At 58.4% G+C, this 12,088-nt stretch carries 12 protein-coding genes; 6 read left to right on the top strand and 6 right to left on the bottom strand.

Annotated features, from left to right (window positions below):
- Positions 1 to 13 precede the first annotated feature (13 nt).
- Positions 14 to 388 (top strand): Rv2175c family DNA-binding protein, encoded by a 375-nt coding sequence (locus tag HMPREF3053_RS03565; protein WP_005510311.1) that lies wholly within the window; start codon positions 14 to 16, stop codon positions 386 to 388.
- A gap of 30 nt (positions 389 to 418) precedes the next feature.
- Here HMPREF3053_RS03565 and HMPREF3053_RS03560 read toward each other — a convergent pair whose 3' ends face one another.
- From HMPREF3053_RS03560 to HMPREF3053_RS03545, 4 genes are all read right to left on the bottom strand, one after another.
- The gene (locus HMPREF3053_RS03560; RefSeq protein ID WP_016423016.1) at positions 419 to 1,399 is read right to left on the bottom strand and encodes a phytoene/squalene synthase family protein; all 981 of its coding nucleotides are present in this window, start codon (positions 1,397 to 1,399) and stop codon (positions 419 to 421) included.
- Positions 1,400 to 1,405: 6 nt separating this feature from the next.
- The gene (locus HMPREF3053_RS03555; protein WP_070767283.1) at positions 1,406 to 3,022 is read right to left on the bottom strand and encodes an alpha-(1->6)-mannopyranosyltransferase A; all 1,617 of its coding nucleotides are present in this window, start codon (positions 3,020 to 3,022) and stop codon (positions 1,406 to 1,408) included.
- An 86-nt stretch (positions 3,023 to 3,108) separates the two neighbouring features.
- Positions 3,109 to 4,809: a phytoene desaturase family protein gene (gene crtI, locus HMPREF3053_RS03550; RefSeq protein WP_048731199.1), complete on the bottom strand. Its 1,701-nt coding sequence runs from the start codon at positions 4,807 to 4,809 to the stop codon at positions 3,109 to 3,111.
- Between the two features lie 18 nt (positions 4,810 to 4,827).
- Positions 4,828 to 5,940, bottom strand: coding sequence for a polyprenyl synthetase family protein (locus HMPREF3053_RS03545; protein ID WP_049170256.1), 1,113 nt, complete (start codon positions 5,938 to 5,940; stop codon positions 4,828 to 4,830).
- Between the two features lie 66 nt (positions 5,941 to 6,006).
- Between HMPREF3053_RS03545 and metF the strand changes: the two genes are divergently transcribed.
- A complete protein-coding gene (gene metF / locus HMPREF3053_RS03540; protein ID WP_070767282.1) occupies positions 6,007 to 6,993 on the top strand; it encodes a methylenetetrahydrofolate reductase [NAD(P)H] in 987 nt (328 codons plus the stop codon).
- A 3-nt stretch (positions 6,994 to 6,996) separates the two neighbouring features.
- Here the strand turns inward: metF and HMPREF3053_RS03535 are convergent, their stop codons facing one another.
- Together HMPREF3053_RS03535 and HMPREF3053_RS03530 are read right to left on the bottom strand one after the other, a co-directional pair.
- Positions 6,997 to 7,671 (bottom strand): LppM family (lipo)protein, encoded by a 675-nt coding sequence (locus HMPREF3053_RS03535; protein ID WP_049170257.1) that lies wholly within the window; start codon positions 7,669 to 7,671, stop codon positions 6,997 to 6,999.
- A complete protein-coding gene (locus HMPREF3053_RS03530; RefSeq protein ID WP_049170258.1) occupies positions 7,652 to 8,242 on the bottom strand; it encodes a GNAT family N-acetyltransferase in 591 nt (196 codons plus the stop codon). Before HMPREF3053_RS03530 ends, HMPREF3053_RS03535 begins: the two co-directional genes overlap by 20 nt.
- A 206-nt stretch (positions 8,243 to 8,448) precedes the next feature.
- On the opposite strand from HMPREF3053_RS03530, the gene HMPREF3053_RS03525 reads away from it, so the two are divergent.
- The 4 genes from HMPREF3053_RS03525 to rsmH all read left to right on the top strand — a co-directional run bounded on the left by HMPREF3053_RS03525 (position 8,449) and on the right by rsmH (position 12,052).
- Entirely contained in the window at positions 8,449 to 8,937 is a 489-nt protein-coding gene (locus tag HMPREF3053_RS03525; RefSeq protein WP_049170259.1) for an SAV_6107 family HEPN domain-containing protein, read from the top strand.
- A gap of 230 nt (positions 8,938 to 9,167) precedes the next feature.
- Positions 9,168 to 9,611, top strand: a complete 444-nt coding sequence (locus HMPREF3053_RS03520) for a DUF3040 domain-containing protein (protein WP_016423008.1) — start codon at positions 9,168 to 9,170, stop codon at positions 9,609 to 9,611.
- Positions 9,612 to 10,319: 708 nt separating this feature from the next.
- Positions 10,320 to 10,751, top strand: coding sequence for a division/cell wall cluster transcriptional repressor MraZ (gene mraZ, locus HMPREF3053_RS03515; RefSeq protein ID WP_005510286.1), 432 nt, complete (start codon positions 10,320 to 10,322; stop codon positions 10,749 to 10,751).
- 260 nt (positions 10,752 to 11,011) lie between these two features.
- The gene (gene rsmH, locus HMPREF3053_RS03510; RefSeq protein WP_070767281.1) at positions 11,012 to 12,052 is read left to right on the top strand and encodes a 16S rRNA (cytosine(1402)-N(4))-methyltransferase RsmH; all 1,041 of its coding nucleotides are present in this window, start codon (positions 11,012 to 11,014) and stop codon (positions 12,050 to 12,052) included.
- Positions 12,053 to 12,088: the final 36 nt, after the last annotated feature.

The following is a 12,088-nucleotide window of genomic DNA, read 5'->3' as shown; positions in this document are numbered from 1 at the left end:
CCAACGCGCTAAAGTGACCAGTGTGAGAAAGATTCCAACTTGCCACGATGTCCTGAGCGCCGACGAACCCACTCTTGCGCTGCCCGATGCCGCTGACCTCATTGGCGTCACCGTCACTCGAATTCACGCGTTGCTGCAGGAGGGTCGCCTTATTGCAGTCCACCGCGACGGCATTGCACAAATTCCCGCCCGCTTCTTTGAAGATGATGAGGTCGCGCGTTTTGTACCTGGCGCACTCGCATTGCTTGCCGACGGCGGCTACACGCGAGAAGAAACGCTGGAGTGGCTATTCACCGAAGATGAATCTCTGCCTGGACGTCCGGTGGACGCCCTGCACGGTCACCTTGCACGCGAAGTAATGCGCCGCGCACAGGCTATGGCGTTGTAAAGACCCGGACGGCGTCCTACGCCCGCCGTCCTACGCCCGCGATAGCTCCTGTCGTAATCGCCCGGCCACTGCTGTGAAAAGCAGCGGGAGGGCGATTTTTGCTTTTCGAGCGCGTCCCACTTGAGCGCGTTGCGCAAAGACGTTGTAGTTCATGCGCTCAATTTCGCCGAGAATGTCTGAGTAGAGAATCTCCGCGGCACGGATAGCCTGACGCCCTGGCACCTCTAACATGTCCACGCCGCTGCTGGCTTCGGCATAGAGTGCGCGGTTGCGAGCGATGAAGAAGGCCAATGCCTGACGTACCGCCGGGGTCGTCTGTCCCGTGGCGGCACAGTAGCCGATCTCCTCGGTACCCACTCCGAAGGCCTCCCACTCATTCAGTGGTAGGTAAATACGGCCACGGCGAAAATCCTCGGCGATGTCGCGGAGGAAATTCGTCACCTGAAAGGCTTTTCCCAGGAGCTCTGCGTAGGGAGTGGCTTCCTCGCGGGAGACCCCTGCGCGGGTGCCTAGGATGGGCATCATCTCAAGGCCGATGACTGCTGCGGAGCCCCACATATACGAGTCGAGTTGCTCCCATGTTTCAAAATGCGCAATGTGGCACGATGTGTCGGGCACGTCCATCAACATGGAGTGAACAAAGTCCGCAGAGAGCTGTGGATCGATGTCGTAGTCGCGAAAAGTCTGTGCGGCCGCCGAGATGACGGCACGGTCGCGGTCGCGGTGGACGTCGTCAAGCGAACCGATGACGACAGCTGAGTGGAAAAGCTCGCTTAAACGTGTGACCGTGGCTTCGATGTGCGTGGGGGAGCGGTCGGCGTCGGCGGGGCAGTCGACGTAGTCATCGACGATGCGTGCCCAGGCGTAGAGAGACCACACCGCACGCTGTTGGCGGGGTGCCAATAGTCGCGTGGCCAGGGAATACGTGCGACCGTGGGAGGCCATAATATCGCGGCAGAGCTCGTAGGACTGTGGCAGCGCGATGGTCGAGAGAGGCTGTGGGGTGGGCATGGACAACTATGCGACCTCGGTCGACCGCGACAGGGGCGCCACCGTGGAATCCGTGTCTGCGGCGGTTTTATCGTCACGCCACGGGTACTTCCAGCTGAATTTTCCAGTGGTCAGCCAGCCGACGGCCAGCCAGCCGAGAACGGTAATGATAACCATCCAGGGCACGTCGTAGAAGCGGTGATTGCCGCCGCCGGCGAAGGACAGCGACAGGATGAATGTGAACAACACGGTGCCTTGAACCACCCATCGTGGCGGGCGAATCGTTCCCATGGGAGTCAATAAGCTGGCGTAGTACCAGGGAAGTGCCACGGCATTAAATACGCAGGCCACCACGTAGGCGGCAATCATGCCAGCGACATTGTTACGAGGGGTGGCTCGGAAGTAGAACCAGGAGATCACGAGTCCCACCAGCATGATGATAGAGGAGACCACGCGTGTGTGGCTGACGATGACATTGAAACCGATGTCGTCGTTGAACCACGCCATGACGCCCGAGATCACACCAGCGACCGCTGACGGTGCTGCCAGGGGGTTAATCACCTTGGTATTGCCACTGATCTCGGAAATCCAGCCCCAGCTCGAGCCGGTCAGCCACGTCACCACTGCAAGCGTGCCGACGCAAACTGCGACCAACACGATGCCCACACCGGCAATCGCCGGAATCTTGCGCAGCATCTCTTGAACCGTGGCGATGGGCTCGCGCCTGGTCAACACAATCCACACGACGAAGGGCAGCGCCAGGACAGCGGTGGCTTTCAGCGCGACGCCAATTCCGATGAGGACAGCAGCGACCAGGCCACCCCGCATGCGCTCCATGTGCAGTGCGGCGACTAGTGCCAGGCTGACCAATCCGACCATCAGTGCCTCGTTGTGCATACCCGCAATCAGATGCAGTAGCACCAGTGGATTGAGCACACCGAGCCACTGTGCGAAAGCCGGATTTGCTCCAAGCTCCCGGGCGATTCGCGGGATCGACCAGACAATGGCGGCGAAGCCCAGCAGACACACAATGCGGTAGAGAATCACGCCGACGGTGATGTTGTCGCCGACAATCCGCGTGATGACCTCGCCAATTCCCAGATGCAGCGGGCCATACGGGGTGGTGGTATTCCGCCAATCTGCGGATACCTCCAGCAGCATCGGCCCTGGATTGGCTGCAGCTCCCTCAGTGTAGGGATCAAACCCATCGCGGACCATCGCGCCCTGCATGAGATACGAATAGACATCGCGAGAGAACAGCGGTGCGGCCAGCGCGAGGGGAATTGCCCAGGCCATCAGGATTGAATTGAACCGACGCAACGTGGACTCATCGCCGCCAGCGTTCGCTGGAACCGCAGCGTCTGCTGCGTCGCCATCATGGGCAGAACCGGCCACAATGTCCCGGATGGTCCCCTTCGAGAACAGCAGTTCCCGCCCGATGCGCAGCCACGAGATAAGCAGCAGGGCGATACCTACCCAAATCACAATCTCACAGAAAATCTGACCGTGACCGTAGGTGATCCAGTCGAGTCCCAGAGCGTGGACAAGGCCGCCACGGTAGCGATTCGCACCGGAACCGTAGGAGCCCAGAGCAATGAGGATGCCACCGTAGACACCCAGCTGAGCACTCCGCGATAAATTCATGTCAACCTAAACAATCGATACATTGCTGATGCATTAATCCTAGTTGGTCAGTGACCACCGGCAGACATCCGGGAGACATTCATGAGCTAAGGCGTTTCAAACCGCTGTGCCGCAAGTCGTCCCGAAATCATGACCGTCGGCACGCCAACCCCCGGCACCGTCGTCGATCCCGCCAGCGTCAGATTCTTTGGCATCTTCGGAGAGAAGTTGCGGGGACGGAACGGCCCCGTCTGTCGGAACAGATGCGCCAGCCCAAACGGCGAGCCAACGCCCATGTCGCGTTCTTGCCACTGCTGAGGGGTATCGATCCGACCGACTCGCCACTTCGTAGAAATCCCGGTCAGTCCGCGCCGCTCCAGCTCAGCGGTTATTTTCGCAACGTAGTCCCCACCGATTCGTGACCAGATCAGATTGGCCGACTGCAAGTTGGGGCACGGCGCGAGCACACTGACGGGCTCCCACTGCACGCCGTTCGCATCTGTGACAATACGCTCCGGCGCGCTCACCGCAGGCCGGGTGACCAGCAATGATGGGTCCGACATTAGCTTTCCATGACGCGGTGACGAGATCTCCTCAAAGGTTTCGTTCCACTTTTCGCCAAACGAAATCAGGTGATGCCGCTTCGGCCACGTCGCAGTCTCCGAAACCGGAATCAGCCCGTGCGCCACCACCGCCGATGGAGAAAATCGAACTGGGAACAACCGTCGCGCTCCCGTCCGCTTTACGACGCTCCGAAGGCCTCGCCGCTTCGATGAGCTACCGGCGGCAGAGGTAGCCGCGTCGTGAAGCCAGCTCTGCACCACAGGTAAATCGGTCGTAGCGATGACGGCATCGGTGGGACGCTCGCCAGTTGCCGTGGTGATGGCGGAGACAAAGCCTGCTTCGTCAACTTTCAGCCCAGTGACATCAACGCCGAAGTCGATGGTTCCGCCAGCTCGACGGACGGCCTCGGCGAGCAACTCGCTGACGGCGCCTATACCCGAACCAAATGCGGGGGAGTGCGGATAGTAAACCCCCATCGAGGTATCCATGTGGGAAATGCAGCCGTAGACCGCACGGGCCTTAGCGGGAGGCACACCTGCGTAAAGCGCCTGGAAGCTGAAAACGCGAGCGAGATCATTATCTCCGAGGAAGGCACGAATCTTAGGTTCGAGGGCGCCGAAGGCACCGAGTCGGAGGAGCGTAGTGAGGTCGCGAAGCGCGCCGGGCCCGGTGAATAGGTCCGTAACGCGGTCAAAGCTGCGGGACATGAAGTTGTCGAAGCAGGCATTGAAGAGAGTTTGCAGCCACGTGCGAAGTTTGCGGTAACCGGCGACGGTGGAGTCAGAGGCACCGAAGCGCGCGAGTTCATCGGCCATCATGTCTTCGTTGGAAAACACGTCGAGTCCGCCGCGGGTGGCAAATTCCGCACGGTAGGTGGGCGTGATTGGGGAGGCCGAAAAACCCGGGTCGATATCGCGCGCGTAGAGGCCGACGGCGGCGAGGGCATCGTCGACAAGCGAGGGCATGGTCCATACAGTTGCGCCAGTGTCGAAGACTGCGGTGAGCGATTGCTCGTCGATATCGACTGTGATGGGTTCACTGGCGCAGCGTCCGCCGACGAAACTTCCCCGCTCGACAACGGTGACATCGTAGCCATCGGCGATGGCGTAGAGCGCGGCGGTAAGTCCGGACAGGCCTGCGCCGATGATGGTCAGTCGTGGTTTGGAGCCCTTATGAGGACGAGTGACCGCACGTCGCAGACGCGGGGAATTAATGGGGGCACGAGTGGGGGAAGCAGCGGGCATGACTACGCAACACCTGGTCTAATGCTGACGAGCGGTGGCGCGAACGCCCATAGCAATGAGGTTCTCGCGCGACGTTGCAGGCAGGTCGGCATTCTCGATAGTGGAGAAAGCGCGGCTGGTCAGGCGGTCAATTTCACGTTCGACGGCATCGGCAGCGCCGGAATCAGCGATGAGATTTCGTAGCTCATCAATATCTGCAGCAGACGAGACCGCTCCCAGGCGTTCATCGATAAAGCGGGCCTTTTCAGGTGCGGAATCGAGGTAGAGGCTTAAAGCCTGGCCGACCAGTACGGTTCGCTTGCCCTCGCGGAGGTCATCGCCGGCAGGCTTGCCCGTGACTTCGGGATCGCCGAAAACACCCAGCTGATCGTCGCGGAGCTGGAATGCCACACCGATATCGCGGCCGAAGCTGCGGTAGGCCTCAACCAATTCCGCTGGGGCGCCGGCAATCGCAGCACCAATGTGGAGCGGCCGCTCGATGGTGTAGGCGGCGGTCTTGAACAGATTGATTTTCTCAGCGGTCTCGACGCGACTGTCCCGGCTGGCTTCGGCCGTGATATCGAGCAGTTGGCCGCCAAGTACTTCAGTGCGCATCGCCCGCCAGGGGACAAGTGCGCGGGTTAGCGCCTCCGAGCTGAGGCCTGAAGAGTGCATCATGTCATCAGCCCAGGTCAGGGCGACATCGCCAATGAGAATCGCGGCGGAAATACCGAAGCGGTCGGCGGCTCCATTCCAGCTATTGGCCTCGTGCTTGGCCTCGAATACCTTGTGGATAGTCGGTGCGCCACGGCGCGTATCAGCGTCATCGATGATGTCGTCATGAATGAGTGCGCAGGCTTGAATGAGTTCCAAGGCACTCACCGCGTTCATCACAGCCAGGGAATCCTCGGCTGGGGAGAAACGGCCTTCGAGGCCGCCTGCCCCCAACCACCCCTGCCAGGCGAAGGCTGGACGCACGCGCTTGCCCCCATTGAGGACGAAGGAGTGGAGCGAATCTATGGCCTCGGTGTACACCGCATCGACCGACGCGACATCGTCGCCACGGCTTTTGAGGTAATTCTCCAGCGTTTTGGTAACAGTAGCTGGTACTTCGCGGGGCTGTAGCGCGGCCAAATCCAGTTCTTCGCTCATGTGAGCCTCTCGTCGATGACGGGTAATGCTGACTCAAGAATAGGACACCGCTTAGTATGAGTGACTATGTCCTCAACAATGCCACTGTCGCCAGGCCGCCAAGTGACAATCCGCCAGGCGCTTTCAATGCCGAGCGCGGGCAGTATTCCCTTCTCGGTCGAGTTCATGCCCCCGCGTGACGACGCGGCCGAGGAACGTCTTCTCCGAGCAGCTGAGGCTTTCCATGATCTTGGTGCCTCCTTTGCATCCGTGACCTACGGCGCCGGTGGTTCTAGCCGCGACCGCACCCTGCGAATCGCCCAGCGCGTTTCGAGGCAGCCGCTTACAACGCTTGTGCACCTGACATTGGTAGAGCACACTGTCGACGAGCTGCGGGAAATCCTGCGCTCTTATCTCAGCGCGGGGCTGACGAATCTGCTCGTTCTGCGTGGTGACCCGCCGGGAGACCCGCTTGGCCCTTGGGTGGAGACCGAGGGCGGTCTGCACTACGCCAGCGAACTGATTGAGCTAATTAAGGCCGAGCCGGAGTTCGAGAAATTTGAAATCGGCATTGCGTCGTTCCCGGAGGGACATTACCGCTCGCCGGATTTGGACCATGACACGCAGTACACGCTGGCCAAGCTGCGCGCGGGAGCCGAATACTCGATTACGCAGATGTTCTTCGATATTGAGCACTACTTGCGCCTTCGAGACCGCCTGGTGGAAGCCGACCCAGTGCACGGTGCCAAGCCCATCATTCCGGGGCTGATGCCGATTACATCGCTGCGCTCAGTGCGCAGGCAGGTTGAGCTCTCCGGGGCACAGTTGCCATCCGATTTGGAGGAACGCCTGATTAAGGCAGCAGATGGTGACGAGCAGGCCAATAAAGATGAGATTCGCAAGATTGGTATCGAGTTTTCGACCAACATGGCAGAGCGGCTCATCGCCGAAGGCGTGCCGGGGCTGCACTTTATGACTATGAACTTCGCTCGCGCCTCCCAGGACGTTTTGCACAACCTCGGCATGGCGCCCGAATGGGGCACCGGCCAGGATATGCTGCGCGGCGGTTTTTAATTGCTAAAAGTCCTGCATGTCGCGAACTCTTCGCGCCCACAGGACACCTAGCACTGAGGCTAGGACACCGGCGGCTGTGGTCACACCGGCAAATAATAGGAATTGATTCCGCTTGGTGGATCCAGCCGGCGACGAAGCCCATACATTATGGTTCTCGCCACTGGCGAGCTGCCATTCCACCTTGTTCGGTTCGGTCTGGCGGCCATTGGAGTCAGTAACCTGCTCCGGGAACGCGACGACGAAATCAACCTTCGCGCCGGGCAGGTGAGTCAAATCCATGTGGCCGTTCATCGAAATCTTGCCGCCACCGGTACGGTCTAGGTCGATGTCTACGCGATCGTCGGAAAGCTGTCGGAGCGTATCGGTGAGTTCAATGAAGTGCAGCTCGTTGAACGAGACTTCCATCTTTCCTGTGGAGGAGTCGATTACTCCCTGCGAGACGCGGTCGGAGAGATCTTCCGGTACTTGCCACTGCTCAAATTGGGAACGGACTTCCTCCGTGGGTGTTACGTGAATTGTGCCCGAGACTCTGTCGTCGCCGGAAATGGTAATGCCAGCCTGTGCGTCAAAGCAGCCGCTGAGCGGCAAGATGGCGGCAATTCCGGCCATTGCTGTGGCAATGCGCAGAGGCGAAAGTCGTTGACGTGGTGTGGAAGGTTCACTCGGTGATGATGTCACGGGGAAGATCTACTCCTAGAACTGCGAAGGGACGAGAGTCCCCTGTGAAATAAAAGTTCCTTAAAACATCTTTGAAACCAAATTGGCGGTAGAGCTGCCATGCCCTATTGGCCTCATTCGGGTATTCCGGGGTTGACAACAGAACTCGCGTCTCCGGGCGGGAATCGACCAACTCGTGGAGCAACCGTTTACCGAGTCCCCGCCCCTGAAAGCTGGGGTGAATGTGAATCTCAGACAGTTCGGCGTAGTTGCCCAAGAGCTTGACGACGTCCGGTAGCGAGCGCCCGTCCATGAGCAGTCCATCTCTTACCTGGCGATACCACCAGTGCGTGTCCAATCCTGTACGGCAGTAGCCGATGCCGACCAACCTGCAGCGCGGGTCGCGGAGAGCGTGGGCAGGGGAGAGCTCTTCGGGGTGAGCTATGGCTGCAGCAGCCATGAAGCCGGGTTGAGTGGTTTGCTTCTGCCATTCGTGGAGACGACCGGGCAAGATCGCGGGGTTGTACTGCATCGCGGTGATGTAGAGAGCCACTGCTTCTTGCAGGCGGAGATTGAAGTCTCCTGCTGTCATCGGAACCACGCTGTATTTCACAGTGACCAGATTAGCGACTTAGACGAACTTAGTTGTGAGATTACTGCAATAACATCGAGTCGAACAGTTGTGCGAAATTATGCCTGGCGTAGTCCGGGGTTGGGGATAGATTGCAGTCAATCCCGCTAAGGGGAAGCGGAAAATCCGTGCTCATGTGAATGCTGTGTGAAAGGAGAAGCAGGGTGGTGGCAAGGTCGAACGTGGTGGAGTTTAGGGCGATTTCGCAGTCGGGTTTGGTCGCCCCGGTCGGTGTCTCAAGGCAATCGCTGGAGCTGCTGGGGCGGGCAGAGGCTCTGCTAGCGAATGCTTGGAATGCCAGCTCTGATGAGATGTTGGAGCTTTCCTACTGTGCGGCGCTGCGTTGCGCAGGCGCGCTGTTGAATCGCGACGATGTGTCGGTGGCTGGGGGTTCTGGCTCGGGCGCTCGTTCGGGCTCGGTAGTTAAGCGTCGTCGTTCGGCAACACAGAGTGCCTGGTTGCGTTTAAAGAAAGAGCAGCCCGAATTTGATAGCTGGGTCACCAAGTTTGAGCAGTTCACCGCGCTGCGTGAGGAAGTCCGGTTGGGTATTTCGCGTCGCATTGACTCTCGGCGGGCGCAGGAGTTGTGGGATTTAAGTTGTGCATTCTTGGGGGCTGTCCGGGCTGAGCTGGGTGTTCTGTCCGCGGCTGCGTAAGCCGGTGGGGGCGTGTTAGAGCGTTGCTTTCCTAAATAAATGGGGGATTGTTCGGATTCATGGAACAATAGAGGTGAGTCGCCCGTTGAAGGGGTAAGAATGAAGCTAACGGACGCCGCGTTAGCAGCACGTGGCCTGTAATTAACTTTGTTGTATCGGCATTGTTAGTTGAGGGGTCAAGGCTCGCCAGTATCGCGGTGGGCAATGCTCAAGTAGGCGATGGAGGAATTGTGGGACTATCTGAGCACGAACAGCGGATGCTCGACGAAATCGAGTCTGCACTCTACGCTGAGGATCCTAAATTTAGTTCGACGATGGCCGGAAATGCGTTCAGCTTTCCGGAGGAAAACAGCGCACCTCGTGGGTTTTCCATCCAGGTTTTTGCGCTCATGCTCCTCGGTCTGCTGATGTTGATTGGCGGCGTCGCTCTTTTCTCTGTGAGCAATTGGTTCATTGTGTTATCGGTTGCCGGCTTTGGCCTTATGTTCGGTTCCGGCGTTTGGGCTCTGACCGGCGCCGGTAAGCAGGAGAAGGCTAGTTCTGCTTCGGGGCTGAGCTTTGGAAAGTCTAAGTCCGGGGCGGCAAAGAGTCGTCGAGGGACCTCGGGTAGCCGTGGCTCCTCTGGTGATTCCACGTTGGAATCGCGTTTCCGTGGCCGCTTCGAGGGGCGTTAGGGGATAAGCCTCAAGAATTAACAAGTGAGGGCAAGCCAGCGATGGCTTGCCCTCACTTTTTTGTTTTTCTAGACGTGAATCGTCTCCACAAGATCTCACCCACTTTGCCCCACCCCGAGTCCCCACTTTCCTCCACTTAGCTATTGGGGTGAGGGAATTCTTATCTTCGGTCGTTGCTGGTATTTCCGAATGTTTGGCTCTGGCGACACAAAATTGCAGGTCAACGCGCTAATTCTGGCGATCAGGTTCAATCTGGATAGTTTCTAGCAGGTAGGTGGTGGGTAGTGGGGCGTAAACTGCTTTCTGTTAACAATGTGGTTGGTGTGGCGTCGTTGTCGGCGTGGTCGCGGGTGGGTGCCCCACTTTTTATTCGCACTTTAATTGTCGAGAGGATTCTTTAAAATCCCAGGTCAATTGGGTTAAAATGGATGTCCTGGCGGTGGGGTTGCGCTGATGCTGTGACTATTTTTCTCCTTCTTGTGTTGATAGTGGCAGATAGTGGGGTAAAGTGGGGCGTGATGTTGATTGAGGTTGGTCAACATTGCAGAAGTGAATATCCGATTTGCGCTTAAGGTTTGGCGAGATTTTGGCACTGCGGTAAAGCGCAGCCCTCTGGCTCTGCTTGAAGGCAACGCCTAAATCCCTGAATTCGGTAAGCGTTTGTGCGTTGACATTGAGGTTGACACGGGGATAGGAGGCCAGTGACGCATGTTTCTGGGCACCTATACGCCGAAGCTTGATGACAAAGGGCGCCTGACGTTGCCGGCGAAGTTCCGCGAGGATCTCGCAGGTGGCCTGATGGTCACTAAGGGACAGGATCATTCTCTGGCGGTGTATCCGAAAGAGGAGTTCGTCAAATTAGCTCAGCGGGCTACTAAGGCCTCTCGTACGAATGCCAAGGCGCGAGCTTTCATCCGTAATCTTGCGGCGAGCACAGATGAGCAGCGTCCTGATGGCTCGGGGCGAATCACGTTATCGATGGATCACCGTCGGTACGCGAATCTCTCCAAGGAGTGCGTGGTTATCGGCTCTATTGACTTTCTGGAGATCTGGGACAAAGAGTCCTGGGAGGCCTACCAGGCGGAGCATGAAGCTGATTTCTCCGAAGGTGAGGATGACTCGCTGTTCGGCGTTTTATAAACCGCTTGGAATAACCGAAAAGAGGGAATGTCCGCATGGACTCTGCCTGATAGCCCCTGGTGTACTTCCCCGATACCAGGTTCTGTCAGGCGGGGCCCTGTGAACATCCCCGCTTTTTGTTTTAAGCACCGATAGCAGCATTCCCAGTAGTGCTCATGAGGTGCGGTCTGGTTGCTGGCGCGGCACTCGTCGTTAAGCAAACCGGGAATACACTCGATAGATTCTCTGACCAGTGCGAACATACCCGGTGAGGAGGGGAAATGAACGGATCGGCACCTGCGGATGATCGCAAGTCCGGCGAGTTTGGTCATGTCCCCGTTTTGCTTCACCGAGTAACTGATTTATTGCGCCCGGGCATCGAGGCACTGGGTGACGACGCAGTAGTTGTCGACGGCACTCTTGGTGCCGGTGGACACACGGAATACCTGTTGGAGCAGTTCCCGAAGCTCTGCGTTGTTGGACTCGATCGCGATGACAATGCATTGCGAGGGGCAGAAGAACGTCTCGCGCGCTTCGGTGATCGCTTTGTAGGGTTCCGTGTGCGTTTCGATTCGCTCGCCGAGGTGCTCAGTGGTGAAATTTCTGCAGCCGCTGGTGGAAGTGGCGCGGAGGACATTCTCGCCCGCGCCGCTGAGAAGGGCATTGCAGGTGCGCTTTTCGACCTCGGTGTTTCCTCGATGCAGCTTGACCAGGTCAATCGTGGATTCGCCTACCGAGTCGACGCCCCGCTGGACATGCGCATGGATGCAAGCCAGGGGATTACCGCAGCGGATGTGCTCAATACCTATTCGCACGGTGATATCGCGCGCATCCTATCGACTTACGGCGACGAGCGCTTCGCCGGCAAGATCGCCTCGGCAGTCCTGCGTGAGCGGGAGAAGGAACCGTTTACGACTTCCGGTCGTCTGGTTGAGCTGCTCTACGAAACCATTCCGGCGGCATCTCGTCGTAAGGGCGGACACCCGGCCAAGCGTACGTTCCAGGCTCTTCGTATCGAGGTAAATCGTGAGCTTGAAGCTCTGGAAAATGTGCTGCCGCAGGTCTGCGATGCACTCGCAGTCGATGGGCGTGCAGTGTTCATGAGCTACCAGAGTCTGGAAGACCGCATCGTCAAGAAGGACTTTGCGGAGCGCGTGAAGTCGACAACCCCACCGGGGCTCCCGATGGAGCTTCCGGGGCATGAACCGCACTTTGCTCTCATCACGAGAGGTGCGGAGAAGGCGTCGGCAAGCGAGATCGAAGACAACCCCCGAGCCGCACCGGTGAGAGTTCGCTGTATCGAGCGAATTCGAGCCGATTGACCCAAACCTTTCAACCGCACCAAACGCACCCTTAAC

It is taken from the genome of Corynebacterium sp. HMSC064E07 (genome assembly GCF_001815745.1).
In the GTDB taxonomy this organism is placed as follows: Bacteria; Actinomycetota; Actinomycetes; order Mycobacteriales; family Mycobacteriaceae; genus Corynebacterium; species Corynebacterium jeikeium_D.
The sequence above is the reverse complement of the archived record's forward strand: the minus strand, read 5'-3'. Positions and strand labels throughout refer to the sequence as shown.

Excerpts from the sequence above, each read along its gene's own strand:
- HMPREF3053_RS03560 (WP_016423016.1), bottom strand. The coding sequence starts at position 1,399 with ATGCCCACCCCACAGCCTCTCTCGACCATCGCGCTGCCACAGTCCTAC.
- HMPREF3053_RS03555 (WP_070767283.1), bottom strand. The coding sequence starts at position 3,022 with ATGAATTTATCGCGGAGTGCTCAGCTGGGTGTCTACGGTGGCATCCTC.
- crtI (WP_048731199.1), bottom strand. The coding sequence starts at position 4,809 with ATGCCCGCTGCTTCCCCCACTCGTGCCCCCATTAATTCCCCGCGTCTG.
- HMPREF3053_RS03545 (WP_049170256.1), bottom strand. The coding sequence starts at position 5,940 with ATGAGCGAAGAACTGGATTTGGCCGCGCTACAGCCCCGCGAAGTACCA.
- metF (WP_070767282.1), top strand. The coding sequence starts at position 6,007 with ATGTCCTCAACAATGCCACTGTCGCCAGGCCGCCAAGTGACAATCCGC.
- HMPREF3053_RS03530 (WP_049170258.1), bottom strand. The coding sequence starts at position 8,242 with ATGACAGCAGGAGACTTCAATCTCCGCCTGCAAGAAGCAGTGGCTCTC.
- mraZ (WP_005510286.1), top strand. The coding sequence starts at position 10,320 with ATGTTTCTGGGCACCTATACGCCGAAGCTTGATGACAAAGGGCGCCTG.
- rsmH (WP_070767281.1), top strand. The coding sequence starts at position 11,012 with ATGAACGGATCGGCACCTGCGGATGATCGCAAGTCCGGCGAGTTTGGT.